Source organism: Serratia sp. CY47444, assembly GCF_052168635.1.
Classification (GTDB): Bacteria; Pseudomonadota; Gammaproteobacteria; order Enterobacterales; family Enterobacteriaceae; genus Serratia; species Serratia bockelmannii.
This window is the reverse complement of sequence record NZ_JBJNMH010000019.1, coordinates 14,183-41,122: the sequence shown is the minus strand read 5'-3', so window position 1 is coordinate 41,122 and position 26,940 is coordinate 14,183. Positions and strand designations below refer to the sequence as shown.

Sequence of the window (26,940 nt, the reverse complement as noted above, 5' to 3'; positions counted from 1 at the left end):
ACTTTTTGCGCGTACTAAAAACGCGCAATGATACGGGGTTTTACGCTGGAGCTCCACGTATTCCTAAAGCGGCGGCAAAGTCACAGTTTTTTTAAGGATAAAGGCCATAATTCAGCGAGTTATCTGTCACGGAGAAATCTAATGAAATCAGTGAAACTCAGCGCGTTAACCCTCCTGTTGACCGGCTTCAGCGCCTCGGCGCTGGCGCTGCCCAACATCACTCTGCTGGCGACCGGCGGCACCATCGCCGGCGGCGGCGATTCGGCGACGAAGTCCAACTATACGGCGGGCAAGCTGGGCGTCGAGGCGTTGGTCGATGCGGTGCCGGCGCTGAAAAACATCGCCAACGTGCAGGGGGAGCAGGTGGTGAACATCGGTTCGCAGGACATGAACGATCGGGTCTGGCTGACGCTGGCGAAGAAAATTGACGCCGACTGCGGCAAGACCGACGGCTTCGTCATCACCCACGGCACCGATACGCTGGAAGAGACGGCCTATTTCCTCGATCTGACGGTGAAGTGCGACAAACCGGTGGTGCTGGTGGGGGCGATGCGGCCGGCGACGGCGATGAGCGCCGACGGCCCGTTCAACCTGTATAATGCGGTGGTGACGGCGGCAGATCCGCAATCGGCCAACCGCGGGGTGCTGGTGGCGATGAACGACAGCGTGCTGGACGCGCGCGACGTCACCAAGACCAACACCACCGCCGTGCAGACCTTCCAGTCGCCAAACTTCGGCCCGCTCGGGTATATCCATAACGGCAAGGTCGATTACCAGCGATCGCCGCAGCGCAAGCATACCCGGGATACGCCGTTCGATATCAGCAAGCTGAACGAACTGCCGAAGGTCGGCATCGTCTACAACTATGCCAACGCTTCCGATGCGCCGGCCAAGGCGCTGATCGCCGAAGGCTACCAGGGCATCGTCAGCGCCGGAGTCGGCAACGGCAACCTGTATAAAACGGTGTTCGACACCCTGGCGACGGCGGCACACAACGGTGTGGCGGTGGTGCGTTCATCGCGCGTGCCGACCGGCGCCACCACCGAAGATGCGGAAGTGGACGACGCCAAGTACGGCTTCGTCGCCGCCGGCACGCTGAATCCGCAAAAAGCGCGCATTCTGCTGCAGCTGGCGCTGACGCAAACCAAAGATGCGAAGCAAATCCAGCAGATGTTCAATCAGTACTGATCGCTTTCTCTTCTGCGGGGGCCGACCGGGCTTCCGCAGCCATCTTGGCTGAATACAGCATAAAACACCGCGTTAACCCGCTGAATTTCCCCATGTCGCAGGGTTTTATCGTCCAAATAATCGCGACGGCCGCAGAGCCTGTCATCACCCGGCGCGGCCGTTTGCCGCCGACGGGCGAATAAGCGTTGCAGCCATGGGGCGTGAGTGATAAAACCGATGGGTTGGTTAACGCGAGCGTTAACTTCGGGCGTCTTTTCGACAGGTCGCTTTTCTGCGGCGAACAGTGAATGTGGTGAGGGGAAATGACTCAGGTTTATAATTTTAGCTCTGGCCCGGCGATGCTGCCGGTAGAAGTGTTGCGTCGTGCGGAACAGGAACTGTGCAACTGGCACGGGCTGGGCACGTCAGTGATGGAGATCAGTCACCGCAGCAAAGAATTCATCGCCGTTGCCGAGCAGGCGGAACAGGATCTGCGCGATCTGCTGAAAGTCCCCTCCAACTATAAAGTGCTGTTTTGCCACGGCGGCGCCCGCGGGCAGTTCGCCGCGCTGCCGCTGAACCTGTTGGGCGACAAGGCCACCGCCGACTATATCGACGGCGGCTATTGGGCGCACAGCGCCATCAAGGAAGCGGAAAAGTATTGCACCCCGAACGTCATCGACGTGAAAACCCGTATTGATGGCCTGAGCGGCATCAAGCCGATGAAAGCGTGGCAGCTCAGCGACGACGCGGCTTATGTGCACTATTGCCCGAATGAGACCATCGACGGCGTGGCCATCGATGAAACGCCGGACTTCGGCGACAAGGTGGTGATCGGCGATTACTCCTCGACCATTCTGTCCCGCCCGCTCGACGTCAGCCGTTTCGGCGTGATTTACGCCGGCGCGCAGAAAAATATCGGCCCGGCCGGCCTGACGCTGGTGATCGTACGTGACGATCTGCTGGGCAAGGCGCGTAAAGAAGTGCCGTCTATCCTCGATTACACCGTGCTGGCCGAGAACGACTCGATGTTCAACACCCCGCCAACCTTCGCCTGGTACCTATCCGGGCTGGTGTTCAAATGGCTGAAAGAGCAGGGTGGCCTGGTGGAGATGCAAAAACGCAATCAGGCCAAGGCCGAGCTGCTGTACGCGACCATCGATAAATCCGACTTCTACCGCAGCCAGGTGGCGATCGCCAACCGTTCCTGGATGAACGTGCCGTTCCAGCTGGCCGATGCGGCGCTGGACAAGGTGTTCCTCAGCGAAGCCGAGGCTATCGGCCTGCAGGCGCTGAAAGGCCACCGGGTAGTTGGCGGCATGCGCGCTTCTATTTACAATGCCATGCCGCTGGCCGGCGTGCAGGCGCTGACCGACTTCATGACCGACTTCGAACGTCGTCACGGTTGATTCCGTCAGCCCGCCAGGCGCGGGCTGCTCAGGCTGTTGTCCTTTTGCATTAAAGCGGCTCCGGCATTATTCCGGAGCCGTTTCGTTTATCAGAATTGGAGAGTTTTGTTCACATGGTGGATTCCCTGACGTTACACCCGGTCGCCCTGGTCAATGGCACCGTCAACTTACCCGGCTCCAAGAGCGTTTCTAACCGCGCTCTGTTGCTGGCGGCGCTGGCGAAAGGCACGACCCGGCTGACCAACCTGCTGGACAGCGACGACGTGCGTCATATGCTGAACGCCCTGCAGGCGTTGGGCGTGAACTATCAGCTTTCCGCCGATCGCACCGTATGCGAAGTGACCGGCGTGGCCGGGCCGCTGGTGGCCGAGCAGCCGTTGGAACTGTTCCTCGGCAACGCCGGGACGGCGATGCGCCCATTGGCGGCGGCGCTGTGCCTCGGCGAAGGCGACGTGGTGTTGACCGGCGAACCGCGCATGAAAGAGCGCCCGATCGGCCATCTGGTGGACGCGTTGCGCCAGGGCGGGGCGCAGATTGATTATCTCGAGCAGACCGATTACCCGCCGATTCGCCTGCGCGGCGGCTTCCAGGGCGGCGACGTCACCGTTGACGGCAGCGTCTCCAGCCAGTTCCTGACCGCGTTGCTGATGACTGCGCCGCTGGCGCCGCAGGATACGCAGATCCACATCAAGGGCGAGCTGGTTTCCAAGCCGTACATCGCCATCACGCTGCATCTGATGCGCACCTTCGGCGTATCGGTGAGTCACGATAACTACCGGGTGTTCCATATCCAGGGGCGCCAGACGTATATCGCGCCGGGCGATTACCTGGTTGAGGGCGACGCATCTTCCGCCTCTTACTTCCTGGCGGCGGCGGCTATCAAGGGCGGCACCGTGCGGGTGACCGGCATCGGCCGCAAAAGCGTGCAGGGCGACACCAAATTTGCCGACGTGCTGGAGAAAATGGGCGCGCGCATTACCTGGGGTGACGATTTCATCGAGTGCAGCCGCGGTGAACTGCGCGGCATCGACATGGACATGAACCACATTCCGGACGCGGCGATGACCATCGCCACCGCAGCGCTGTTCGCCGAGGGGCCGACCACCATCCGCAATATCTACAACTGGCGGGTGAAGGAGACCGACCGCCTGGCGGCGATGGCCACCGAGCTGCGTAAAGTGGGGGCGGAAGTGGACGAAGGCGAAGACTACATTCACGTCGTGCCGCCGGCCAAACTGCAGTTTGCCGAGATCGGCACCTACAACGATCACCGCATGGCGATGTGTTTCTCGCTGGTGGCGCTGTCGGATACTCCGGTCACCATTCTCGATCCGAAATGCACCGCGAAAACCTTCCCGGACTATTTCGAACAGCTGGCGCGCATCAGCCAGCCGGCGTAACCCGTCAAATCGTTTATTTTAAGGCCCCTTTGTGGGCCTTTATCGTTTTTAACCTTTGGCGACCGGCGTTTCTTCTATACTTTTTCGCGGTTGTGCGCTTATTTTCAACAACCGGACAGTTCCAGGGTAACAGATCGCCGTAGGGCAGCGTATAATACGCCACCGTATTTGCCCCTGATTGGGCGGGTGGCAGAGAGTGCGGCGCGCGGGCTGTGAGCCAAAGCGCGCCGTGTCTCTGTGAGGTTTTCTACCTGAAGGAGAGAGAAATGACGGCTACAGCCCCGGTGATAACCGTTGATGGACCAAGTGGCGCAGGCAAAGGCACGCTGTGTAAAGCGTTGGCCGAGTCCCTTGGTTGGCGTTTGCTGGACTCCGGCGCGATCTATCGCGTGCTGGCGCTGGCGGCGTTGCATCATCAGGTGGATATCACTACTGAGGAAGCGCTGGTTCCGCTGGCCGCACATCTCGATGTTCGCTTCGTTGCCCAGGACGGCAAGCTGCAGGTGATTTTGGAAGGTGAGGACGTCAGCAATGAGATCCGCACCGAAACCGTCGGCAACACCGCGTCGCAAGCGGCGGCGTTTCCGCGCGTGCGCGAGGCGTTGCTGCGCCGCCAGCGCGCATTCCGCGAGGCGCCCGGCCTGATCGCCGATGGTCGCGATATGGGCACGGTGGTGTTCCCGGACGCGCCGGTCAAGATTTTCCTCGACGCCAGCTCGGAGGAGCGCGCACACCGCCGCATGCTGCAGTTGCAGGAGAAGGGCTTTAATGTTAACTTTGAACGTCTTTTAGCCGAGATAAAGGAGCGGGACGACCGTGACCGTAATCGGCCTATCGCGCCTCTGGTGCCCGCTTCTGACGCCCTCGTGCTGGATTCTACCAGCATGTCGATCGAAGAAGTGATCCGGCAGGCGCTGACGTATGCACAGAAAGTGTTGGCGTTGCCGCAGCAATAAGCGCGGCGGCGCTATTGGCTTTTTGTCATATTTGTCATAGCGGTATCGCAATATATCGGGTAAAATTTTACCCCTGTAACCTTAAACCCTGTCGGCATGGAGCCAATGGCGGGGTATGTGAAACAACCCCATTCGGCGGGACGCTAAATGGACGTTAAACTAAAGAACCCTGAAGATTAACAACATGACTGAATCTTTCGCTCAACTCTTTGAAGAATCCTTAAAAGAAATCGAAACCCGCCCGGGTTCCATCGTTCGTGGCGTCGTTGTTGCTATCGACAAAGATATCGTACTGGTTGACGCCGGTCTGAAATCTGAGTCTGCCATTCCGGCTGAGCAATTCAAAAACGCCCAGGGCGAGCTGGAAATCCAGGTTGGTGACGAAGTTGACGTTGCTCTGGATGCTGTTGAAGACGGCTTCGGTGAAACCCTGCTGTCCCGTGAGAAAGCTAAGCGTCACGAAGCTTGGATCACGCTGGAAAAAGCCTACGAAGAAGCTGAGACTGTAACCGGTGTTATCAACGGCAAAGTGAAGGGTGGCTTCACCGTCGAGCTGAACGGCATCCGCGCGTTCCTGCCAGGTTCCCTGGTTGACGTGCGTCCGGTACGTGACACTCTGCACCTGGAAGGCAAAGAGCTTGAGTTCAAAGTCATCAAGCTGGATCAGAAGCGCAACAACGTTGTCGTTTCTCGCCGTGCGGTTATCGAATCCGAGAACAGCGCTGAGCGCGATCAACTGCTGGAAAACCTGCAGGAAGGCATGGAAGTCAAAGGTATCGTTAAGAACCTCACTGACTACGGTGCATTCGTTGATCTGGGCGGCGTAGACGGCCTGCTGCACATCACTGACATGGCTTGGAAACGCGTTAAGCACCCAAGCGAAATCGTCAATGTTGGCGATGAAATCACTGTTAAAGTGCTGAAGTTCGACCGCGAGCGTACTCGTGTCTCCCTGGGCCTGAAACAGCTGGGCGAAGATCCATGGGTTGCTATCGCGAAACGTTACCCAGAAGGCACCAAGCTGACTGGTCGTGTAACCAACCTGACTGATTACGGCTGCTTCGTAGAAATCGAAGAAGGCGTTGAAGGTCTGGTACACGTTTCTGAAATGGATTGGACCAACAAAAACATCCATCCGTCCAAAGTTGTTAACGTGGGCGACGTAGTGGAAGTGATGGTTCTGGACATCGATGAAGAACGTCGTCGTATCTCCCTGGGCCTGAAGCAGTGCAAATCCAACCCATGGCAGCAGTTCGCAGAGACCCACAACAAGGGCGACCGCGTTGAAGGTAAAATCAAGTCTATCACTGACTTCGGTATCTTCATCGGCCTGGACGGCGGCATCGACGGCCTGGTTCACCTGTCTGACATCTCCTGGAACGTTGCAGGCGAAGAAGCAGTACGTGAATACAAGAAAGGCGACGAAATCGCTGCGGTTGTTCTGCAAGTTGACGCAGAGCGCGAGCGTATCTCCCTGGGCGTGAAGCAGCTGGCTGAAGACCCGTTCAATAACTACCTGTCTATGAACAAGAAAGGTGCTATTGTTACTGGTAAAGTCACTGCAGTTGACGCCAAAGGTGCTACAGTTGAATTGGCAGGCGGCGTAGAAGGTTACCTGCGTGCATCTGAAGCCTCTCGCGACCGCATTGAAGATGCAACTCTGGTTCTGAACGTAGGTGACGAAGTTGAAGCTAAATTCACCGGCGTTGACCGTAAGAACCGCGTTGTAAGCCTGTCCGTACGTGCTAAGGACGAAGCTGACGAGAAAGACGCCATCGCAACTGTTAACAACAAACAGGAAGAAGGCAACTTCTCTAACGCAATGGCTGAAGCTTTCAAAGCGGCTAAAGGCGAGTAATGACGGGGGGCGGTTTCTGACCGCCCCGATACGGTAGTTTAGCTGCAAAGCTTGGAGGTACTATGACCAAGTCTGAACTTATTGAAAGACTTGCTGGCCAGCAATCTCATATTCCGGCGAAGGCCGTTGAGGATGCAGTGAAAGAGATGCTTGAGCACATGGCCGCTACGCTGGCCGAGGGCGAACGCATTGAGATCCGCGGATTCGGCAGTTTTTCTCTTCACTACCGTGCCCCGCGTGTAGGTCGCAACCCGAAAACCGGTGACAAAGTTGAGCTGGACGGCAAGTACGTTCCTCACTTCAAACCAGGCAAAGAGTTGCGTGACCGCGCCAATATCTATGGCTAGTCGCTGACTGCTCATAGCGTTGTTGCTTGAAAAGAATATAAAACGGTGCCTTTAAGGCGCCGTTTTTTTTCGCCTGCGGTTCTCCCTGCTCCGCTTAGGAATTGCGCACCGCGCCGCATTTACGATGTGGCTCCTGCATAGATCTCTCTTATCCTGCCATGTTCACCGCATCTTCATTAAAGCCCGCTGGCGGTGACATGTCGGCTGAATGATCCTGCTTGCTTGCCATGACGCGCTTTTGCTCATGGCGGAGCCGATGGGAGAAGAGCGATCAAAATTTCGCTGGATCTGGCGATATTCGCCGTTATCTGCGGCATCCTGCCGCTGCTGGTTTTACCGCAGTTGCCTGAGCAATGGCAGCTGTGGCCGATGCTGCTTGTTGCCGGTTTACTGCTGCGCATTCGTTGGCCGTTCTGCCGTTATTTGGCCTGCCTGGGGTTGGGGTTCACTTGGGCGGTTTTCAACGCCGGAAGCCTGATTGGGCAAATGGAGCGCTTAAGCCGCGGATCGGAAGTGACGGCGGTGGTGCAGGTTAGCAGCATCGCGCTGAAGCCCGCCGCCAGTAAACAGACGTTGATGCGCATCGAGCGTGTCAACGGCCATTGGTTGGCGCCTGCGCTGGCGTTTACCACGACGTGGGCCCCAGAACAGCAGCAGCTGTGCGCCGGGCAGCGTTGGCAATTGAAACTGCGTTTGCGGCCGGTACATGGCAAACTCAATGAAGGCGGCTTCGACAGCCAACGGTGGGCGATCGCACAACGCCAGCCGTTGACTGGGCAAGTCAGGCAGGCTCGTTTGCTGGATGGCGATTGCGGCCTACGCCAGCGCATAATCAGCCATGCGGAAACCAATATCGGCGAGCTGCGTTACAAGGCTGTATTGCTGGCGTTGGCATTTGGGGAGCGAACCGCGCTGGAGCAGGCTTTGCGCATGCTGATGTTGAAAACCGGCATCGCACACTTGATGGCGATCTCAGGGTTGCATGTGGCGATGGTCGCCATCTTGTTCTGGGTTACATTGCGTGCGCTGCAGTTTTTTCTTCCTTCTCATCTAATTGGCTATCGCTTTCCGCTGGTCGCGGGCTGGGTAGCGACGCTGATCTATGTCTGGTTGGTAGGCGCCCAGCCGCCGGCGGTACGCACCGCGTTGGCGATGACGTTGTGGATGCTGCTGCGCTTGCGCGGCGTTCATTGTTCTTCCTGGCAGGTGTGGCTGTGGTGTGTCGGGCTTATTTTGCTGTGCGATCCGCTGGCGGTCTTGTCAGACAGTTTCTGGCTGTCGGTACTGGCGGTGGGGTGCCTGATTTTTTGGTTCGAATGGGCACCGCTCGGCGAGCGATTCCGATCGGCCTGGTATTGGGCACCGGTGCGTTGGCTGCATATTCAGCTCGGTATGACGTTGCTGCTGGTGCCGATGCAGGCCGCGCTGTTTCTGGGCCTGACGCTGACCTCGCTGCCGGCCAATTTGTGGGCGGTACCGATTGTCTCATTGGTGACGGTGCCGCTGATTTTGCTGGCGGTGATGTTCGGTTTCTTCCCTTCGTTAAGCTACGGACTATGGTGGCTGGCGGACTTCACGCTGCAGTGGGTATTTGTACCTCTGAATTACCTGCAACGTGGTTGGGTGGATTTGGGGGCGGCTTCGCTGTTGGCCAGCGCAGCGGGATGGCTCATCGTCGTCTGTTGGCGCTTTCATTGGTGGTGGCGTTATGCGTCGGGACTGGCGACGATAGCGATATGCTGCGTGCTGTGGCGGGAAAAAGAACCGACTTACCGCTGGCGAGTCGATATGCTTGATGTCGGGCACGGTTTGGCGGCGGTCATTGAACAAAACGGTAAGGGAGTACTGTATGATACCGGCGATCGTTGGCCGGGTGGCAGTGCCGCCGAGCGGCATATTTTGCCAATGCTGAACTGGCGGGGTATTGAACTGGAACAGATCATTATCAGCCATGACCACCTCGATCATACCGGTGGGGTGCCTGCTGTGCGGCGGGTGTTTCCACAGGCTACGGTGCGCAGCCCGATGCGCGGGGAGGGGCACTTGCCCTGCGTCGCCGGTGAGCGCTGGCGCTGGCAGGGGTTGCAATTCGAAGTGCTGTGGCCGCCGAAAACGCGTAAAAAGCCGGGTAATGACGACTCTTGCGTGATCCGTATCGACGACGGGAAACACAGCATGCTGCTTACCGGCGACGCGGAAAAAAAGGCGGAGGTGCAGCTGCTCCGGTTACGGCGCGATCGCTTGGCGGCTACGGTGTTGCAGGTGGGGCACCATGGCAGCAGAACCTCTTCCACGCCGCCGTTTCTGCGCGCGGTCAATCCTCAGGCGGCATTGGCGTCAGCATCTCGTTACAACAAATGGCGTTTGCCGGCGCGTAAAGTGGTCGCCAGATACCGGGCAAATGGCATTATATGGCGCGATACGACGCGCTCCGGCCAGTTATCGGTACTTTTTTTCGACAACGATTGGCAAATTAAAGGCTTTCGCGAACAATTAATGCCCCGTTGGTACCATCAGCGGTTTGGCGTAGAGGGTGATAATGAGTAAAATAGGCCGCTATTTCTTCCGATGCTGGTATTTGCATGATGAATGATAAAGATCTCTCGACCTGGCAGACATTCCGTCGACTCTGGCCGATGATCACTCCTTTTAAGACCGGGCTGATTGTGGCCGCCATTGCGTTGATTATGAACGCAGCGGGGGACACGCTGATGCTGTCTCTGCTTAAACCGCTATTGGACGATGGGTTTGGAAAAACCGACAGCAGCGTGCTGGTGTGGATGCCGTTGGCGGTCATTGCGCTGATGCTGATGCGCGGCGTCACCAGCTTTGTTTCAAGCTACTGCATTTCCTGGGTTTCCGGCATGGTGGTGATGCAGATGCGCCGCCGCCTGTTTGGCCACATGATGAGAATGCCGGTGGCCTTCTTCGATCAGCAGTCCACCGGGACTTTGCTGTCGCGCATTACCTATGATTCTGAGCAGGTGGCTTCCTCCTCGTCCAGCGCGCTGGTGACCGTGGTGCGTGAAGGGGCTTCGATCATTGGCCTGTTCATCATGATGTTCTACTACAGCTGGCAGCTGTCGGTGATCCTGATCGTGCTGGCGCCGATCGTCTCCATCGCTATTCGCCTGGTCTCCAAGCGTTTCCGCAACATCAGCAAGAACATGCAGAACACGATGGGGCAGGTGACCACCAGCGCCGAACAGATGCTGAAAGGCCATAAAGAAGTGCTGATCTTCGGTGGCCAGCAGGTGGAAACCGAGCGCTTCAACTCGGTCAGCAACCGCATGCGTCAACAGGGCATGAAACTGGTTTCCGCGTCTTCGATTTCCGATCCGATCATTCAGCTGATCGCTTCGCTGGCGCTGGCGTTCGTGCTGTTTGCCGCCAGCTTCCCAAGCGTGATGGCAACCCTGACCGCCGGTACCATTACCGTGGTGTTCTCATCGATGATCGCGCTGATGCGCCCGCTGAAGTCGCTGACCAACGTCAATGCCCAGTTCCAACGCGGGATGGCGGCATGCCAGACGCTGTTCTCCATTTTGGATATGGAACAGGAAAAAGACACCGGCACCCGCGAAGTGAAGCGTGCGAAAGGCGATATCGAATTCCGCAACGTCACTTTCTACTACCCATCAAAGGAAACGCCGGCGCTGCGTGATATCAACCTGAAAATCGCCGAAGGCAAGACCGTCGCCTTGGTGGGCCGTTCCGGTTCGGGTAAATCCACCATCGCCAACCTGTTGACGCGTTTCTACGATATCCAAGAAGGTGAAATCCTGATGGATGGCCACGATTTGCGCGAATATACCCTGGCCTCGCTGCGCAATCAGGTAGCGCTGGTCTCGCAAAACGTGCACCTGTTCAACGACACCATCGCCAACAACATTGCCTATGCACGCGAGAGTGAATACAGCCGCGAGCAGATTGAGAAAGCGGCCGAAATGGCGTACGCAATGGACTTCATCAACAAGATGGAGAACGGCCTGGATACGGTGATCGGTGAGAACGGCGTAATGCTGTCCGGCGGCCAACGTCAGCGTATCGCCATCGCGCGTGCGTTGCTGCGCGACTGCCCGATCCTGATCCTGGATGAGGCGACCTCTGCGCTGGATACCGAGTCCGAGCGGGCCATTCAGGCTGCGCTGGACGAGTTGCAGAAAGACCGTACTTCATTAGTGATCGCGCACCGCCTGTCGACGATTGAGAAGGCGGACGAGATCCTGGTGGTGGAAGATGGTCGCATTGTTGAACGCGGCGAACACACCGAGTTGCTTGAACGGCAGGGCGCCTATGCGCAGCTGCACCGCATGCAGTTTGGTCAATAATGATTGAGCGCATCTGGTCCGGCGGTTCGTTGCTTTATCTGGCGCTATTGCCGCTCTCGTGGCTGTATGGCCTGTTCAGCTGGCTGATCCGCCTCAGTTACCGCTGCGGCCTGCGTAAAAGTTGGCGTTCGCCGGTGCCGGTGGTGGTGGTGGGTAATCTCACCGCCGGCGGCAACGGCAAAACGCCGATGGTGATCTGGCTGGTGGAACACCTGCAGCAGCGGGGCTACCGCGTTGGGGTGGTGTCGCGCGGCTACGGCGGCAAGTCGGCGGTCTATCCTCTGGTGCTGGGTCAGAATACATCGACCCGCGAGGCGGGGGATGAGCCGGTGCTGATTTATCAGCGTACCGGGGCGCCCGTGGCGATCGCGCCCAAGCGCGCCGAGGCGGTGCAGGCTCTGCTGCAACAACAGCCGCTGGATGTGATCATCACCGACGACGGCTTGCAGCACTATGCTTTACAGCGTGACTTCGAGCTGGTGGTCATCGACGGTGTGCGTCGGTTCGGTAACGGCTGGTGGTTACCAGCCGGACCGATGCGTGAGCGTGCTGCGCGGCTTGGCAGCGTCGATGCGCGTGTCGCCAATGGCGGCGTGGCGCAGGCCGGAGAAATTGCTATGCGTCTGCAGGCGCGTGACGCAGTAAACCTGCTAAGCGGTGAACGTCGCCCGGCGGCCGAGCTGCCGCGCGTGGTGGCGATGGCGGGTATCGGCCATCCGCCGCGTTTCTTCGCGACGTTGGAAACGTTGAGCGTCGAAGTCGTGCAGGAAGTGGCGTTTGCCGATCATCAGGAATATCAGCAGGCGCAGCTGGCGGCGTTGGTTAATGCAGAGCAAACGCTGCTGATGACGGAGAAGGACGCGGTGAAATGCCGCGCCTTTGCCCAGCCTAATTGGTGGTATTTACCGGTTGATGCGGTGCTACCTTCCGCTCAGGCTGAGCAACTGCTGCAGGATATCGAGTCTCTACTGGCTAAGTAACCTCAGGACGCCAGCGTGACAAGCCCCAGGGCTTGCGCGCAGGCTTCCAGCGAACGCTGCTGGGTTTGTTGATACAGCGCCAGCTCGTCGATCACCTCACTACCCAACGCGTGTTCAAACGCTGCCCGGCTTGACGCCGCATTGTACTGTGTATGGCGGCTGTCCCCCAGATTCGATTGGAAAATCCCCGCCGCGCTGACCGGCAGAAAATCTTCATACACCAGTGGCTGGAAGCGAACGTGTTCTTTCTCGATCAGTTGCTCCAGGGTGCTGTGCTTATCCAGTGATTCTTTGGCCGCCAGGCCGCACTCGGTCGGGAAATAGCGGAACCAGGCCAGCTGTTGCTCGCGCAGCGTGGCGTAATCATCCGGAAACGCCCGGAAGTTTTCTTCCAGCAACTGATAATAGCGTTCGGCATTTTTCTCGCTCGGCGGCGCCTGCAGCGCATCGTTGGTGGCCTTCAGCAGACGGTCGTAGAGTTCGCGTCCTTTCGTCGTCAGCGCCACACCGCGCTGTTCGATCTCGCCGAACCGCGCGGTATGATGACCGGCGACGACGCGGCCGTCGCGCTCAACGAAATCGACGCGTTCTTCCAACGCCTTGAAGCTGGTCTGGCGCAGCAGGATCGCGCGACGGCGGCGCGGCGGGCCCTCGATGACCGCTTTGGGCGTAATACCGCGGGCGGGCATCGCCTGTTGAACGCGATCGATATCCAGCGTGCGCGGTGTCAGATGATTGATATGCGGCCCTTTAAACGCCACCACGTCGGCGATCAGTCGATGCTGATCGTGTAGCTGCCGGTATTCTTCTGCGCTGACCGTCGCCTGGTTGTGCCAGCGGAAGGTTTCCAGCGCTTGTTCGACAAATTCTTGCGCCTGTACTTCATTTAGCCCGCCTTGCGCTTCCTGCAACGCGATCAGTTCCAACGCGCGATCGGTAAAGATACGGCGGCGCGCCAGCAAGCGCTCAGCCAGCTCACGCAGCGCGGGATCTTCTATCAGCTCCAGGCGAAGCAAGGAGGTAAATACGCGGAACGGACTGACCTGCAGCGCGTCTTCGTGTACGGCGCGAAAGGCGGTCGAGTGCACGGGAACGCCCGCCACAGACAGATCATAGTAACCGACCGGCGCCATGCCCATCACCCGGAACAGACGGCGCAGGGTGGCCAGTTCGCCAGCAGTGCCGACCCGGATCGCGCCGTGGCGCTCCATCGCAAGGCGTTCGATCTCGCCGGTGATTTGCAGTTGATGAGCCAGTGCGGCATCTTCGCGCAGAACCTGTCGGTTGGTTTCCGCCACCAGCTCCAGCAGATCGCCGTACAGTGGTACCTCCTTTTGGTACATGTCCGACATCGCGTGAGAGAATCTGGCGCGGATTTCATTAGGTGAAACGAACTGCTGGGCGGTCATGCGCATAGCTCCTTGATTCAGCATAATCTGAAAAATCGTGTTTTTAGCGGCAAAAGTGCTGGCGAAAAAGCCGTCTGCCTTGTTTTCCCCTCAAGTTTAGCCATCTGATTTGGGATTTGTTATAGACGTGGCAAGCATATTAGAGTTTTATGCGTTAGCTCTCATTTGCAGCGCACGGACGGACAAATGATGCCCCGGTGAGCAGAGGAACGCGGTGGATCGGCCGCGGCGAGCGTTAAATTAAGTCATGCATATTCAGGGGGATAAAAATAAATTCGGCGTATTTATGAATTTAATGCAATAAACCCCTTGTGCATCCACCATTTTTATGAGTAAATGCAAGTCGGCCTGTAATCCAGACCTATTTATGTTCGAGTTTAGAGTTAAGCAGTTCCTCCAAAAACGTTATCATCCGATTCCGCTTCAAAGACGAACCTTCTAAGTACCTCCCATAAGTAATGTTTCTGACATGGCCACAATTGCCTCTTATGGCAGGTTTTGTAAATATATTTAAAGGTAAAAGTAATGTCTAAGAAGACGGGTCAAGTTAAGTGGTTCAACGAAAGCAAAGGTTTTGGTTTCATTGAGCAGCACGACGGCGGCAAAGATGTATTCGTACACTTCTCCGCTATCATGACCGACGGTTTCAAGACCCTGGCTGAAGGCCAGCGCGTCGAGTACACCATTCAGGACAGCCCGCGCGGGCCGGCTGCCGCTAACGTAGTTGCTCTGTAAGAAGACAGGGAACGCGTATAAGAGATCTTAATACAACCATGGTGATGCCTCAGCGCTGAATCATGCGGAAGATATTAAGTTCAACAAGCCCGCCTTCGTGCGGGTTTTTTAATTTTTTGCTCACGAGAGGTTTGTTACGAAAAACTTTAGGATGGGCTGGTAGCGTCCAGACAATATAAAAAATGACGTTGTCAAGGATGCTCAAGTAAAAGGATATAAGTTATGTTTAAAAATACTGTGTTAAAAATGGGCCGTGTGAAATGGTTTAATCAGGCCGAAGGCTATGGTTTTATTTCACCGGTAGATGGCAGCGACGAAATCTATGTCAATCGCAACGCTATCGCCAACACCAAAAATAAGTCGTTGAACGAAGGTCAGAACGTTGAGTTCTCGATCTATCGCAGCTCGCATGGGCTGTCCGCGGCAGACGTTATCGCGTTCTGATCGCACCCACCTTCCTCGCCAGTGCCGGTGTCGCCACCCGCAAGCACTGGCGAAGATAAATCCCGCGATATCCACTATTATCAGGCCATTGCCTACTCGCCACGGATATCAGGATGACCATCCCGACCCTTTCCCTTACCGCCGCTCGCGCGCTGCACCTTGCCGCCCAGGGGCTGCTTTCTCCGCTTAAACGCCAGGCTCGGCCCGATGACGTCTTGAGTGCGATCCAGCGCATGGGGTTGTTACAAATCGATACCATTAGCGTCGTTGCTCGCAGCCCGTATCTGGTGCTGTTCAGCCGTTTGGGAGCCTATCAGCCGGAGTGGCTTGAGCAGGCGCTCGCCGGCCGCAAGCTGTTCGAGTATTGGGCGCACGAGGCCTGTTTCCTGCCGATCGAAGATTTTGGCCTGCTGCGCCACCGCATGCTGGCGCCGCATGATATGGGCTGGAAATACTCCGCCGACTGGGTGCAGCAGCACCAGGCCGCGATGGACAACCTGCTGCGGCACATCGAACAACAGGGGCCGGTGCGCTCCGCCGATTTCAGCGCCGAGAAGAAGGGCAACAGCGGGTGGTGGGACTGGAAACCGGAGAAACGTCATCTGGAAATTCTTTTTACCGCCGGCAAGCTGATGGTGGCCGAACGTCGCAACTTCCACCGGGTTTACGATCTGACCGAAAGGCTGCTGCCGGCCTGGGACGATGCGCGCCATACGCTGCCTGTGGAGCAGGCGCGCCGGCAGATGCTGTGCCGCACCTGCCGCTATCTGGGCATTTTCCGCGCCGAGTGGTTGGCGGACTACTATCGGCTGAAGCGCGTGGCGCCAAAAGCCTTGCTGGCAGCGCTGCAGTAACAGGGCGAGATTACGCCGGTGCAGGTAGAGGGGCTGGAAGGACAATTCTATGTGCATGAATCACTGGCGGAATTGCTGCCGCTGGCGGAGCAGGGCAAACTCAAATCGACGGTCACCAGCCTGCTTTCGCCTTTTGATCCGGTGGTGTGGGATCGCCGTCGGGCGCTCGAGCTGTTCAACTTTGACTATCGGCTAGAGTGTTACACGCCGAAAGAAAAACGTCGCTATGGCTACTTCACCTTGCCGGTGCTGCATCGTGGCGAGCTGGTGGGGCGGATTGACGCCAAGGCGCACCGTCGCCAGGGCATCTTCGAGATCATCAGCTTCCATGCGGAACCGCAGGTGCGCTTCGGCAAACAGAGAACGCAAGATATCCGACAGGCCATCGCGCGCACGGCCAAATGGCACGGTGCACAACGCGTCGCGCTGGGCGACATTCCGGCGGTGTTGGCCGCTGAATGGGGTGCCGGCTGGGAAGTGGGATAACGAGCGACGCCGTCGGTGGGGTAAAACGAAGTTAAGCGTCGCTCGTTACAAAGGGGCTCAGTGGCTGAAGTTAGCGAACAGAGCGATGATTTTATGCAGACGTTTGATCACGTATTACTACCTTTTTGTGATTTGTATCACAAAATTCTACGCCGGGATGCGCCGCAGTTCAAGCTGTTGCGCCGGCGCGGTGAGGAAATATCGGCGGGTTGGTGCCGCCGATGATTAACCTGAGGCCGGGCGTTATGCTATCCTCACTGCCTTTCCCAGATGACCAATCCCCTTGCGGAGGATGCATGGACCACCGTTTACTCGAAATCGTTGCCTGCCCGGTATGCAACGGCAAACTCTATTTCAATAAAGAAAACCAGGAGCTGGTGTGCAAAGCGGACGGGTTGGCTTACCCGCTGCGCGACGGCATCCCGGTGCTGTTGGAAAATGAAGCGCGTGCGCTGTCGCTGGACGAGAAGCACGCATGAGTTTTATCGCTATTATTCCCGCCCGCTACGCCTCAACCCGTTTGCCGGGCAAACCGCTGGCAGATATTCACGGTAAGCCGATGGTGGTGCACGTGATGGAGCGTGCCCGTGAGTCCGGCGCCAGCCGCGTCATCGTGGCGACCGATCACCTTGAGGTCGCCAAAGCGGTGGAAGCCGCCGGCGGCGAAGTGTGCATGACCAGCCCGGATCACCATTCCGGCACCGAGCGTCTGGCGGAAGTGATCGCGCACTACGGCTTTGCCGACGATCAGATCATTGTTAACGTGCAGGGCGACGAACCGCTGATCCCACCGGTGATCGTGCGTCAGGTCGCAGAGAATCTGGCGGGCAGCCAGGCCGGCATGGCGACGTTGGCAGTGCCGATCGAGAGCGCGGAAGAGGCTTTCAACCCCAACGCGGTGAAGGTCGTAATGGACGCACAGGGCTACGCACTCTATTTCTCACGCGCCACCATTCCGTGGGATCGCGAACGTTTCGCTGCGTCGAAAGAGAGCATCGGCGACAGCCTGCTGCGTCACATCGGCATCTATGCGTACCGTGCCGGTTTCGTGCGCCGCTACGTCAGCTGGGCGCCGAGCCAACTGGAACAGATCGAGCTGTTGGAACAGCTGCGCGTGCTGTGGTACGGTGAAAAAATCCACGTGGCGGTCGCGAAAGCGATCCCGAGCGTGGGGGTCGATACGCCGGAAGATCTCCAGCGCGTGCGCGACAGCATTCAACCCTGAGCCTGATTTCGTCGGCGCGGCGCGCAACGCGCCGACGATGTAATACCTCCCCTATTGATCCCCGTTTTGTTGATCTGCGTTGAAGAATTTTTCCGCTCACCGTTCGATGATGTTACGCATCCCCCCATATTAGCCTGAGGTGAATGCCTTATGGAGCAGTTACGCGCAGAACTGAGCATTGTGCTGGGTGAGTCCATCAGCCGGCTGGAGCGGGTGAGCGAGCAGCCTTATGCGCATATGTATTCGCTGTACGATCGGCAGGGCAACGCCATCCCGCTGATGGCGAAAAGTTTTATCTGTCAGGGTATTGCCCAACAGGAGGCGTATAAGTTGTCGATGTTGGCGCGCGACGGGGATATTCGCCTGCCGACGGTGTACGGCGTAGTGTGCACCCACCAGGCGCCGTATACGGAAATCCTGCTGATCGAACGCCTGCGCGGCGTGTCGGCCGAAGCGCCAACGCGTTCGCCGGATCGCTGGAACATGTTGATGGAGCAGATCGTCGACGGGGTATTGGCCTGGCACCGCATCGACAGTCACGGCAGCGTCGGCAGCGTTGACAGCACGCAGGAGAACGACTGGTTTTGTTGGTATCAACAGCGGGTTGAAGTGCTGTGGGCGACGTTGGTCAATCTCACTACCCCGCAGCTGACCATGGCGGATCGGCGTTTGCTGTATCGCACGCGCGAAGCGCTGACTCATTTCTTCGTCGGCTTCGACGATCCCTGCGTCCTGGTGCACGGCAACCTGTCGCTGCGCAGTATGCTGAAAGATCCCAAAAGCGATCAACTGCTGGCGATGCTCAATCCCGGTGTGGTGCTGTGGGCGCCGCGCGAATACGATCTTTTCCGCCTTTGCGAGCCGGGCATGCCCAGCCAACTGCTGTTCAGCTATCTGCAGCGGGCGCCGGTCGCCGACGCTTTCCTTGCGCGGCGCTGGCTATACGTGGTGTGGGAAGCGGTAGGGCGTTTGATCCATACCGGCAAGTTGGAGCGGCGGCCGTTCGACTATGCGTCGCAACAGCTGCTGCCCTGGCTGGCCGGTTGAACGGGTTTTACTCGGCGCCGGCGCTATCCGCGCCTTTCAGCCACTGCCACAGGCTGCCCAGCGTTTCATACCAGGCACGTTCGGTATGGCCGAGGAACATCGACGACGGTGTGGCGCGATCCCAGATATTCAGCGGCGAGTCGATCGCCAACTGGTTGGCCGGTGCTGGGATCGGGTGCAGGCCTTTAGCCTTGAAGAAACGCATGGCACGCGGCAAATGGTTGGCGGAGGTCACCAGAATGAACGGTTGCTCGCCGACCAACTTGGCGACCTGAGCGGCTTCTTCCTCGGTATCGCGCGGTTCCCTCAAAATCACCATATCGCTGCGCGGCACGCCCAGGCTTTCGGCTACCAGCGCCGCCGTGGCGGCGTTGCTTTGCATGCGTCCGGCGGACGCGCCGGTAAACACCATCCTGGCGCCGGGATGCGCAAGGTAGAGCCGCACGCCTTCCGTCACGCGCGGCAGACTGTTGCCGAGCAGGTTCGAGCTAGGTGCCCAGTCGGGATTGTAGGTATAGCCCCCGCCCAACACCACGATGTAGCTGACCGGATCGTTGCCGCGATAAGTCTGGTATTCGGCTTCGATCGGCCGCAGCAGTCGGTCGGCCACCGGTTGCAGGCTGAAAAGCAGTAAAAACAGCCAGCTCAGCGTGAAAATCGTCTTACCGCTTTTTTGCCAACGGGTGAACCACAGCAGTAACAACGCCAGCCCCATCAGCAGCATCAACAGCGGTAGCGGCATCAGCAGGGCGCCAAAGAACTTTTTCAGGTTGAACAGCATCGAAAATCAGATCCTTTTGGGTGAAAAAGCGGCATCCAGGCATAAACAGGCCGCAAGAAGATACATTCTAAGCCAGTCTGTGCCAAAATAGCAGGTTTGAATGGGCGTGCGCTTTGCCGCCGCAAGAATGAGATCAGCGGAGCCGTTGTCCATGCAGGATCGCAATTTTGACGATATTGCTGAAAAATTTGCGCGTAATATTTACGGCACCACGAAAGGAAAAATCCGCCAGGCGGTGGTTTGGCAGGATCTGACCGGGCTGCTGGCGCAGTTGCCGCAGCGGCCGCTGCGCATCCTTGACGCCGGGGGCGGGGAAGGCCATATGGCCTGCCAACTGGCAGAATTAGGACATCAGGTGTTGTTGTGCGATCTTTCTGGTGAGATGATCCAGCGCGCCGCGCAGCTGGCGGAGCAGAAAGGTGTGAGCCAGAACATGCAATTCGTACAAAGTTCTGCGCAGGATATCGCTCAACATTTGGAACAGCCGGTTGATCTGATATTGTTTCATGCAGTGCTTGAATGGATCGCCGAACCCGAAGCGGCACTGCAGGCATTGTGCGACTGTCTGACGCCGGGTGGCGCGCTGTCGCTGATGTTCTTCAACGCTAACGGTCTCTTGATGCGTAACGTGGTGTTGGGTAATTTCCAACTGGTGGATCCCGAAGTCAGACGGCGCCGCAAGCGTTCGCTGTCGCCACAATATCCGCACGATCCGCTATTGGTCTACGGCTGGCTGGAACAACTGGGCATGCGCATCAGCGGCAAAACCGGTGTGCGGGTGTTTCACGACTACCTGCAGAGCAGACAGCTGCAAACACAAAAATTTGAAGAGTTACTGGCGCTTGAACAGCACTATTGCCGGCAGGAGCCGTACGTGAGTTTGGGGCGCTATATTCACGTCATGGCGCATAAACCAAACCTGAAGGACGAACTATGAGTGAATTTTCCCAGACAGTACCCGAACTGGTCGCCTGGGCACGGAAAAATGATTTCTCTATTTCGCTCCCTACGGAGCGTCTCGCATTTCTGCTTGCCATCGCCACCCTGAACGGCGAACGGCTGGACGGCGAGATGAGCGAAGGTGAGCTGGTTGATGCATTTCGCCATGTCAGCAAGGGTTTTGAACAGACGCATGAAACGGTGGCGATGCGCGCCAACAATGCGATCAACGACATGGTGCGCCAGCGCCTGTTGAACCGCTTTACCAGCGAACTGGCGGACGGCAACGCGATTTACCGCCTGACGCCGCTGGGTATCGGCATTACCGATTACTATATTCGCCAACGCGAATTCTCCACGCTGCGTCTGTCGATGCAGCTGTCGATCGTGGCGCAGGAACTCAAACGCGCCGCCGATGCCGCCGACGAGGGCGGCGACGATTTCCATTGGCATCGCAACGTGTTCGCGCCATTGAAATATTCGGTGGCGGAAATCTTCGACAGCATCGACATGACGCAACGTGTGATGGACGAGCAGCAGCAGAGCGTGAAAAACGACATCGCGGCGCTGCTGAGCAAAGACTGGCGGGCGGCGATCTCCAGCTGCGAAATGCTGCTGTCGGAAACCTCGGGCACCCTGCGCGAACTGCAGGATACGCTGGATGCGGCGGGCGACAAGCTGCAGGCCAATCTGCTGCGCATCCAGGACGCAACCCTCGGCAACGTGGAGCTCGGCTTCGTCGACAAGCTGGTGTTCGATCTGCAGAGCAAGCTGGATCGCATCATCAGCTGGGGTCAGCAGGCGATCGACCTGTGGATCGGTTACGATCGCCACGTACATAAATTTATCCGTACCGCTATCGATATGGATAAAAACCGCGTGTTCGCCCAACGCTTGCGCCAGTCGGTGCAAACCTATTTCGACCACCCGTGGGCGCTGACCCATGCCAATGCCGATCGTCTGCTGGACATGCGCGACGAAGAACTGGCGCTGCGCAGCGAGGAAGTGACCGGGGAACTGCCGCCGGATCTGGAGTTCGAAGAGTTCAGCGAAATTCGCGAACAGCTGGCGGCGATGATCGAAGAGGCGCTGAAGGTGTACCAGGAACAGCAGATGCCGCTCAATCTTGCAGCGGTGATGCGCGATTACCTGGCGCAATACCCGCGTGCGCGTCATTTCGACGTGGCACGTTTAGTGGTCGACCAGGCAGTGCGCCTCGGTGTGGCTGAAGCAGATTTCTCAGGGTTGCCGGCGGAATGGCAGGCAATCAATGATTACGGAGCCAAGGTCCAGGCCCATGTCATCGACAAATATTGAACAAGTAATGCCAGTCAAGCTGGCCAAGGCGTTGTCCAACTCGCTGTTCCCGGCGCTGGATAGCCAACTGCGCGCGGGTCGTCACATCGGTATCGATGAGTTGGACAACCACGCCTTTTTAATGGATTTCCAGGATGAGCTGGAAGAATTTTACAACCGTTACAGCGTCGAGCTGATTCGGGCGCCGGAAGGTTTCTTCTATTTGCGCCCGCGCTCCACCACGCTGATCCCGCGTTCGGTGCTGTCCGAGCTGGATATGATGGTCGGCAAGATCTTGTGCTACCTGTATCTCAGCCCCGAGCGCCTGGCGCACGAAGGCATTTTCAGCCATCAGGAGCTGTACGACGAGCTGCTGAGCCTGGCGGATGAGAACAAGCTGCTGAAGTTCGTCAACCAGCGCTCCACCGGTTCGGATCTCGATCGGCAGAAGCTGCACGAGAAGGTGCGCACCTCGCTGAACCGCCTGCGCCGCCTCGGCATGGTCTATTTCATGGGCAATGACAGCAGCAAGTTCCGCATTACCGAGGCGGTGTTCCGCTTCGGCGCCGACGTGCGCAGCGGCGACGATCCGCGTGAAGCGCAGCTGCGCATGATTCGCGACGGCGAGGCGATGCCGGTTGAAACCAGCCTGTCGCTGAACGATGAGAATGACGCTGAGGATCAGCAGGTTGATAACGCTCCTGACGGTGCAGAGGATGAACAGGAATGATTGAACGCGGTAAATTTCGCTCGCTGACGCTGGTTAACTGGAACGGTTTCTTCGCCCGTACCTTTGATCTGGATGAGCTGGTGACCACGCTGTCCGGCGGTAACGGGGCGGGGAAGTCCACCACCATGGCGGCCTTCGTCACCGCACTGATCCCCGACCTGACGCTGCTGCACTTCCGTAACACCACCGAAGCGGGCGCCACCAGCGGTTCGCGCGACAAAGGCTTGCACGGCAAGCTGCGTGCCGGCGTGTGTTACTCCACCCTCGACGTCGTCAACTCGCGCCACCAGCGCGTGGTGGTCGGTGTGCGCCTGCAGCAGGTGGCAGGGCGCGATCGTAAGGTCGACATCAAACCTTTCACCATCCAGGGCCTGCCGACCGCGGTACAGCCGACCGAACTGCTGACCCAGACCGTGGGCGATCGCCAGGCGCGCGTGCTGTCGCTGCAAGAGCTGAAAGAGCGCGTGGAAGAGATGGAGGGCGTGCAGTTCAAGCAGTTCAACTCCATCACCGATTACCACTCGCTGATGTTCGATCTGGGCGTGATCCCGAAACGCCTGCGTTCGTCCGCCGATCGCAGCAAATTCTACCGTCTGATTGAAGCGTCGCTGTACGGTGGTATCTCCAGCGCCATCACCCGCTCGCTGCGCGATTACCTGCTGCCGGAAAACAGCGGCGTGCGCAAGGCGTTCCAGGACATGGAAGCGGCGCTGCGCGAAAACCGCATGACGCTGGAAGCGATCCGCGTCACCCAGTCGGATCGCGACCTGTTCAAGCATTTGATCTCCGAGGCCACCTCCTATGTGGCGGCGGACTATATGCGCCACGCCAACGAACGCCGCATCCATCTGGACGGCGCGCTGGCGCTGCGCAGCGATCTGTTGGGCAGCCGCAAGCAGCTGGCCGCCGAACAGTATCGCCATGTGGAAATGGCGCGCGAGCTGAGCGAACAGAGCGGCGCCGAATCCGATCTGGAAACCGATTACCAGGCCGCCAGCGACCACCTGAATCTGGTGCAGACGGCGATGCGTCAGCAGGAGAAGATCGAACGCTATGAAGCCGATCTGGAAGAGCTGACCTACCGTCTGGAAGAGCAGAACGAAGTGGTGGCCGAGGCGAGCGAGCAGCAGGCCGAAAACGAGGCGCGCGCCGAAGCGGCCGAGCTGGAAGTGGACGAACTGAAGAGCCAGTTGGCCGACTACCAGCAGGCGCTCGACGTGCAGCAGACCCGCGCCATTCAGTACCAACAGGCGCTGCAGGCATTGGAGCGCGCGCGCGCGCTGTGCCAACTGCCGGACCTGACCGCCGACAACGCAGAACAGTGGCTGGACACCTTCCAGGCCCGCGAGCAGGAAGCGACCGAAGCGTTGCTGATGCTGGAACAGAAGCTGAGCGTGGCCGACGCCGCACACGGCCAGTTCGAACAGGCCTATCAGCTGGTGGGTAAAATTGCCGGCCAGGTCAGCCGCAGCGAAGCCTGGCAGTGCGCGCGCGAATTGCTGCGCGACTGGCCTTCGCAGCAACACCTCGCCGAGCGCGTTCAGCCGCTGCGTTTGCGCCTGAGCGAACTGGAACAGCGCCTGCGCTCGCAGCAGGACGCCGAACGCCTGCTGAACGAATTTTGCAAACGCCATGGCCAAGAGTACCAGCCGGACGATCTCGACATGCTGCAACAGGAGCTTGAAGAGCGCCTGGAAGCGCTGTCGCAGAACGTCAGCGAAGCCGGTGAACGCCGTATGGAGATGCGCCAGGAACTGGAGCAGATCCAGCAGCGCATCCGTGAGCTGACGGCGCGTGCCCCGGTGTGGCTGGCGGCGCAGGACGCCCTGGGCCAGCTCAGCGATCAGAGCGGAGAGCCGCTGGAAAACAGCCAGCAGGTGACCGAATACATGCAGCAGCTGCTGGAGCGCGAGCGTGAAACCACCGTCGAGCGCGACGAAGTGGCGGCCCGCAAACGTGAAGTGGAAGCGCAGATCGAACGTCTCAGCCAGCCGGGCGGCGCGGAAGATCAACGCCTGGTCACGCTGGCCGAACGTTTCGGCGGCGTGCTGCTGTCGGAAATTTACGATGATGTCACCATCGACGACGCGCCTTACTTCTCGGCGCTGTACGGCCCTTCGCGCCACGCCATCGTGGTGCCGGATCTGTCGCTGGTGCGCGAAATGCTGGAAGGGCTGGAAGATTGCCCGGAAGATCTTTACCTGATCGAAGGGGATCCGCAGTCGTTCGATGACAGCGTGTTCGCCGTCGAAGAGCAGGACAAAGCGGTGGTGGTGAAGATCGCCGATCGCCAGTGGCGTTATTCTCGTTATCCGGAAGTGCCGTTGTTCGGCCGCGCGGCGCGCGAAAACCGTCTGGAAGTGCTGCATGCCGAGCGTGAAACGCTGGCGGAGCGTTACGCCACGTTGTCGTTCGACGTGCAGAAAACCCAGCGTTCACACCAGGCCTTCAGCCGCTTTATCGGCACCCATCTGGCGGTGGCGTTCGACGCCGATCCGGAAGCGGAGATCCGCGGTTTGAGCGCCCGCCGTGGCGAAATCGAACGCGCGCTGAACAATCACGAAGCGCAGAACCAGCAGCAGCGTCAGCAGTACGATCAGGCCAAAGAGGGCATTTCCGCGCTCAACCGCCTGATGCCGCTGGTATCGTTGCTGAACGATGAAACGCTGCAGGATCGCGTCGACGAGATCCGCGAAGAGCTGGAAGAGGCGCAGGACGCCGCGCGTCATATTCAGCAGCACGGCGTGTCGCTGACCAAGCTGGAGCCGCTGCTGTCGGTGCTGCAGAGCGATCCGCAGCAGCATGAACAGCTGCAGCAGGACTACGCGCAGGCGCAAAGCGTGCAGCGCCAGGCCAAACAGCAGGCGTTCGCGCTGACGGAAGTGGTGCAGCGCCGCGCGCATTTCAGCTATACCGACTCCGCCGGCATGCAGAATGCCAACAACGATCTCAACGACAAGCTGCGTCAGCGCCTGGAGCAGGCAGAAGCCGAACGCGCCCGTGCCCGTGAACAGCTGCGTCAGTATCAAACCCAGTTCACCCAGTACAGCCAGGTGCTGGCCTCGCTGAAAAGTTCGTATGACGCCAAGCGCGACATGCTGAAAGAGCTGAGCCAGGAGCTGGTAGATATCGGCGTGCAGGCCGATGCCAACGCCGAAGCGCGTGCGCGCCAGCGCCGCGACGAGCTGCATACGGCGTTGAGCAACAACCGTGCTCGTCGCAATCAGTTGGAGAAACAGCTGACCTTCTGCGAAGCCGAAATGGATGGCCTGCAGAAGAAACTGCGCAAGCTGGAACGCGACTATCATCAGCTGCGCGAGCAGGTGGTGACCGCCAAGGCGGGCTGGTGCGCGGTGATGCGTCTGGTGAAAGACAATGGCGTGGAACGCCGCCTGCATCGCCGCGAGCTGGCGTATATGGATGGCGACGAGCTGCGTTCGATGTCGGATAAGGCGCTCGGTGCGCTGCGTCTGGCCGTGGCGGACAACGAACACCTGCGAGACGTGCTGCGCCTGTCGGAAGATCCGAAGCGGCCGGAGCGCAAGATTCAGTTCTATATCGCGGTGTACCAACACCTGCGCGAGCGTATCCGTCAGGACATCATTCGCACCGACGATCCGGTCGAGGCCATCGAGCAGATGGAGATCGAGCTGGGCCGTCTAACCGAAGAGCTGACCGCGCGCGAGCAGAAGCTGGCGATCAGTTCGAAAAGCGTGGCCAACATCATTCGCAAAACCATTCAGCGCGAACAGAACCGTATTCGCATGCTGAACCAGGGGCTGCAGGCCGTTTCCTTCGGCCAGGTGAAGAGCGTGCGCCTGAACGTCAATGTGCGAGAAGCGCACGCCACCCTGTTGGACGTGCTCTCTGAGCAACAGGAACAACATCAGGATCTGTTTAACAGTAACCGCCTGACCTTCTCCGAAGCGTTGGCCAAGCTTTACCAGCGCCTGAATCCGCAGATCGACATGGGGCAGCGCACGCCACAGACCATCGGCGAAGAGTTGCTGGACTACCGCAACTATCTGGAGATGGAAGTGGAAGTGTACCGTGGCTCCGACGGCTGGCTGCGTGCGGAAAGCGGCGCGTTGTCCACCGGTGAAGCCATCGGTACTGGGATGTCAATTCTGGTGATGGTGGTACAGAGCTGGGAAGAAGAGTCCCGCCGTCTGCGCGGCAAAGACATCTCGCCGTGTCGCCTGCTGTTCCTCGATGAAGCGGCGCGTCTGGATGCCAAGTCGATCGCCACGCTGTTCGAACTGTGCGACCGTTTGGAGATGCAGCTCATCATCGCGGCGCCGGAAAACATCAGTCCAGAGAAGGGCACCACCTATAAACTGGTGCGTAAGGTGTTCCAGAACCACGAGCATGTGCACGTGGTGGGGTTGCGCGGTTTTGCCGGCGAGCCGCCGGCGCTGGGCACTGCGTCGGTTGAAACGCAGTAAGGTAGAAAAACGCCCTAAAAATCCGAAAATAGCCGCCGTAGGGTGGCTATTTTTTTGTACGCGTGGATGATAGTCCTGCTTTTTTATCCGTTGAAAAGCGG

General features: G+C 58.5%; 20 protein-coding genes and 1 pseudogene. 19 read left to right on the top strand and 2 right to left on the bottom strand.

Features of this window, described 5'->3' with window-relative positions; translation table 11 throughout:
- Window positions 1–141 precede the first annotated feature (141 nt).
- From ansB to lpxK, 9 genes are all read left to right on the top strand, one after another.
- A complete protein-coding gene (gene ansB, locus ACJ8IL_RS20500; protein WP_141969766.1) occupies window positions 142–1,188 on the top strand; it encodes an L-asparaginase 2 in 1,047 nt (348 codons plus the stop codon).
- A 302-nt stretch (window positions 1,189–1,490) separates the two neighbouring features.
- On the top strand, window positions 1,491–2,576 hold the full coding sequence (serC, locus tag ACJ8IL_RS20495) for a 3-phosphoserine/phosphohydroxythreonine transaminase (RefSeq protein WP_141969764.1): 1,086 nt from the start codon (window positions 1,491–1,493) through the stop codon (window positions 2,574–2,576).
- A 113-nt stretch (window positions 2,577–2,689) separates the two neighbouring features.
- Entirely contained in the window at window positions 2,690–3,976 is a 1,287-nt protein-coding gene (gene aroA / locus ACJ8IL_RS20490) for a 3-phosphoshikimate 1-carboxyvinyltransferase (protein ID WP_442516797.1), read from the top strand.
- A gap of 266 nt (window positions 3,977–4,242) precedes the next feature.
- Complete coding sequence (gene cmk / locus ACJ8IL_RS20485; RefSeq protein WP_442516796.1) at window positions 4,243–4,932, top strand: (d)CMP kinase; 690 nt, start codon at window positions 4,243–4,245, stop codon at window positions 4,930–4,932.
- Window positions 4,933–5,116: 184 nt separating this feature from the next.
- Window positions 5,117–6,790: a 30S ribosomal protein S1 gene (gene rpsA, locus ACJ8IL_RS20480; RefSeq protein ID WP_004928267.1), complete on the top strand. Its 1,674-nt coding sequence runs from the start codon at window positions 5,117–5,119 to the stop codon at window positions 6,788–6,790.
- Between the two features lie 62 nt (window positions 6,791–6,852).
- Window positions 6,853–7,137: an integration host factor subunit beta gene (ihfB, locus tag ACJ8IL_RS20475; protein WP_004928264.1), complete on the top strand. Its 285-nt coding sequence runs from the start codon at window positions 6,853–6,855 to the stop codon at window positions 7,135–7,137.
- A 282-nt stretch (window positions 7,138–7,419) separates the two neighbouring features.
- On the top strand, window positions 7,420–9,684 hold the full coding sequence (locus ACJ8IL_RS20470; protein ID WP_442516804.1) for a ComEC family protein: 2,265 nt from the start codon (window positions 7,420–7,422) through the stop codon (window positions 9,682–9,684).
- 35 nt (window positions 9,685–9,719) lie between these two features.
- Window positions 9,720–11,468: a lipid A ABC transporter ATP-binding protein/permease MsbA gene (gene msbA, locus ACJ8IL_RS20465; RefSeq protein WP_025302279.1), complete on the top strand. Its 1,749-nt coding sequence runs from the start codon at window positions 9,720–9,722 to the stop codon at window positions 11,466–11,468.
- A complete protein-coding gene (gene lpxK, locus ACJ8IL_RS20460; protein ID WP_442516795.1) occupies window positions 11,468–12,448 on the top strand; it encodes a tetraacyldisaccharide 4'-kinase in 981 nt (326 codons plus the stop codon). The genes msbA and lpxK overlap by 1 nt, the downstream gene beginning before the upstream one ends.
- Window positions 12,449–12,450: 2 nt before the next feature.
- Here the strand turns inward: lpxK and hglS are convergent, their stop codons facing one another.
- Window positions 12,451–13,857: a 2-oxoadipate dioxygenase/decarboxylase HglS gene (gene hglS, locus ACJ8IL_RS20455; RefSeq protein WP_025302281.1), complete on the bottom strand. Its 1,407-nt coding sequence runs from the start codon at window positions 13,855–13,857 to the stop codon at window positions 12,451–12,453.
- Window positions 13,858–14,382: 525 nt separating this feature from the next.
- Here hglS and cspE point away from each other — a divergent pair.
- From cspE to ACJ8IL_RS20425, 6 genes and pseudogenes are all read left to right on the top strand, one after another.
- Window positions 14,383–14,592 (top strand): transcription antiterminator/RNA stability regulator CspE, encoded by a 210-nt coding sequence (cspE, locus tag ACJ8IL_RS20450; protein WP_004928244.1) that lies wholly within the window; start codon window positions 14,383–14,385, stop codon window positions 14,590–14,592.
- A gap of 222 nt (window positions 14,593–14,814) precedes the next feature.
- A complete protein-coding gene (locus ACJ8IL_RS20445) occupies window positions 14,815–15,036 on the top strand; it encodes a cold-shock protein (RefSeq protein WP_004928241.1) in 222 nt (73 codons plus the stop codon).
- Window positions 15,037–15,149: 113 nt separating this feature from the next.
- A pseudogene (locus tag ACJ8IL_RS20440) lies at window positions 15,150–16,376 on the top strand (winged helix-turn-helix domain-containing protein).
- A 296-nt stretch (window positions 16,377–16,672) separates the two neighbouring features.
- Window positions 16,673–16,855 carry a Trm112 family protein gene (locus tag ACJ8IL_RS20435; protein ID WP_004928237.1) on the top strand — a complete coding sequence of 61 codons (183 nt, stop codon included), beginning with the start codon at window positions 16,673–16,675 and terminating at the stop codon, window positions 16,853–16,855.
- A complete protein-coding gene (gene kdsB / locus ACJ8IL_RS20430; RefSeq protein WP_025302283.1) occupies window positions 16,852–17,601 on the top strand; it encodes a 3-deoxy-manno-octulosonate cytidylyltransferase in 750 nt (249 codons plus the stop codon). The genes ACJ8IL_RS20435 and kdsB overlap by 4 nt, the downstream gene beginning before the upstream one ends.
- Before the next feature lie 150 nt (window positions 17,602–17,751).
- Complete coding sequence (locus ACJ8IL_RS20425; RefSeq protein WP_261423680.1) at window positions 17,752–18,648, top strand: YcbJ family phosphotransferase; 897 nt, start codon at window positions 17,752–17,754, stop codon at window positions 18,646–18,648.
- Between the two features lie 7 nt (window positions 18,649–18,655).
- Here ACJ8IL_RS20425 and elyC read toward each other — a convergent pair whose 3' ends face one another.
- On the bottom strand, window positions 18,656–19,429 hold the full coding sequence (gene elyC, locus ACJ8IL_RS20420) for an envelope biogenesis factor ElyC (RefSeq protein WP_025302285.1): 774 nt from the start codon (window positions 19,427–19,429) through the stop codon (window positions 18,656–18,658).
- 151 nt (window positions 19,430–19,580) lie between these two features.
- Here elyC and cmoM point away from each other — a divergent pair, with 151 nt between their 5' ends.
- Genes cmoM through mukB form a run of 4 tightly spaced genes read left to right on the top strand, consistent with a single transcriptional unit; the run spans window position 19,581 to window position 26,839 of the window.
- Window positions 19,581–20,366, top strand: a complete 786-nt coding sequence (cmoM, locus tag ACJ8IL_RS20415; protein ID WP_025302286.1) for a tRNA uridine 5-oxyacetic acid(34) methyltransferase CmoM — start codon at window positions 19,581–19,583, stop codon at window positions 20,364–20,366.
- Window positions 20,363–21,685 carry a chromosome partition protein MukF gene (gene mukF, locus ACJ8IL_RS20410; RefSeq protein WP_004928228.1) on the top strand — a complete coding sequence of 441 codons (1,323 nt, stop codon included), beginning with the start codon at window positions 20,363–20,365 and terminating at the stop codon, window positions 21,683–21,685. The genes cmoM and mukF overlap by 4 nt, the downstream gene beginning before the upstream one ends.
- On the top strand, window positions 21,666–22,394 hold the full coding sequence (mukE, locus tag ACJ8IL_RS20405; protein WP_004928226.1) for a chromosome partition protein MukE: 729 nt from the start codon (window positions 21,666–21,668) through the stop codon (window positions 22,392–22,394). Before mukF ends, mukE begins: the two co-directional genes overlap by 20 nt.
- Window positions 22,391–26,839, top strand: coding sequence for a chromosome partition protein MukB (gene mukB / locus ACJ8IL_RS20400; protein ID WP_043137650.1), 4,449 nt, complete (start codon window positions 22,391–22,393; stop codon window positions 26,837–26,839). The genes mukE and mukB overlap by 4 nt, the downstream gene beginning before the upstream one ends.
- The last annotated feature ends 101 nt before the right edge of the window (window positions 26,840–26,940 follow it).

What these genes read in the sequence shown, in the direction of transcription:
- ansB (WP_141969766.1), top strand. Translation starts at nt 142, where the DNA reads ATGAAATCAGTGAAACTCAGCGCGTTAACCCTCCTGTTGACCGGCTTC.
- serC (WP_141969764.1), top strand. Translation starts at nt 1,491, where the DNA reads ATGACTCAGGTTTATAATTTTAGCTCTGGCCCGGCGATGCTGCCGGTA.
- aroA (WP_442516797.1), top strand. Translation starts at nt 2,690, where the DNA reads ATGGTGGATTCCCTGACGTTACACCCGGTCGCCCTGGTCAATGGCACC.
- cmk (WP_442516796.1), top strand. Translation starts at nt 4,243, where the DNA reads ATGACGGCTACAGCCCCGGTGATAACCGTTGATGGACCAAGTGGCGCA.
- rpsA (WP_004928267.1), top strand. Translation starts at nt 5,117, where the DNA reads ATGACTGAATCTTTCGCTCAACTCTTTGAAGAATCCTTAAAAGAAATC.
- ihfB (WP_004928264.1), top strand. Translation starts at nt 6,853, where the DNA reads ATGACCAAGTCTGAACTTATTGAAAGACTTGCTGGCCAGCAATCTCAT.
- msbA (WP_025302279.1), top strand. Translation starts at nt 9,720, where the DNA reads ATGATGAATGATAAAGATCTCTCGACCTGGCAGACATTCCGTCGACTC.
- lpxK (WP_442516795.1), top strand. Translation starts at nt 11,468, where the DNA reads ATGATTGAGCGCATCTGGTCCGGCGGTTCGTTGCTTTATCTGGCGCTA.
- hglS (WP_025302281.1), bottom strand. Translation starts at nt 13,857, where the DNA reads ATGACCGCCCAGCAGTTCGTTTCACCTAATGAAATCCGCGCCAGATTC.
- cspE (WP_004928244.1), top strand. Translation starts at nt 14,383, where the DNA reads ATGTCTAAGAAGACGGGTCAAGTTAAGTGGTTCAACGAAAGCAAAGGT.
- ACJ8IL_RS20445 (WP_004928241.1), top strand. Translation starts at nt 14,815, where the DNA reads ATGTTTAAAAATACTGTGTTAAAAATGGGCCGTGTGAAATGGTTTAAT.
- ACJ8IL_RS20435 (WP_004928237.1), top strand. Translation starts at nt 16,673, where the DNA reads ATGGACCACCGTTTACTCGAAATCGTTGCCTGCCCGGTATGCAACGGC.
- kdsB (WP_025302283.1), top strand. Translation starts at nt 16,852, where the DNA reads ATGAGTTTTATCGCTATTATTCCCGCCCGCTACGCCTCAACCCGTTTG.
- ACJ8IL_RS20425 (WP_261423680.1), top strand. Translation starts at nt 17,752, where the DNA reads ATGGAGCAGTTACGCGCAGAACTGAGCATTGTGCTGGGTGAGTCCATC.
- elyC (WP_025302285.1), bottom strand. Translation starts at nt 19,429, where the DNA reads ATGCTGTTCAACCTGAAAAAGTTCTTTGGCGCCCTGCTGATGCCGCTA.
- cmoM (WP_025302286.1), top strand. Translation starts at nt 19,581, where the DNA reads ATGCAGGATCGCAATTTTGACGATATTGCTGAAAAATTTGCGCGTAAT.
- mukF (WP_004928228.1), top strand. Translation starts at nt 20,363, where the DNA reads ATGAGTGAATTTTCCCAGACAGTACCCGAACTGGTCGCCTGGGCACGG.
- mukE (WP_004928226.1), top strand. Translation starts at nt 21,666, where the DNA reads ATGTCATCGACAAATATTGAACAAGTAATGCCAGTCAAGCTGGCCAAG.
- mukB (WP_043137650.1), top strand. Translation starts at nt 22,391, where the DNA reads ATGATTGAACGCGGTAAATTTCGCTCGCTGACGCTGGTTAACTGGAAC.